We start from the raw sequence: 286 nt of genomic DNA, 5'->3' as shown, positions 1-286 counted from the left end.
TGGGCCAGCGGAGAGCACGTCGTTGAAGGCAGAGCCTATGACCGTTTCGATACCCGTTAAAATGGTGCCTTCGGCATCCCCGCCCGTTCCTGCGGTTCCCGTCCCGAGACGGACATTAACGTTTACCCCGGCAGTCGAGCCCGAGTAGTCGACCGTGTCGACTCCGGCACCGCCGTCGAAATCCATACCGCTACCATCGCCAACGAACGTGTCGTTGAAATTCGACCCTCTGATCACCTCGATACCGGTATAGGTATCACCTGCCGCGATCCCGGAATACACCCCC

The 286-nt window shown here is 59.4% G+C and carries 1 pseudogene; it reads right to left on the bottom strand.

Going from position 1 to position 286, the window contains the following annotated elements:
* Window positions 1–286, bottom strand: a pseudogene (locus AC30D9_RS29410) (calcium-binding protein); the annotation flags it as partial.

The organism is Pseudomonas sp. DF11 (genome assembly GCF_058148565.1).
Note: the sequence above shows the minus strand (reverse complement) of the source record. Positions and strands in the feature narration are given on the sequence as shown.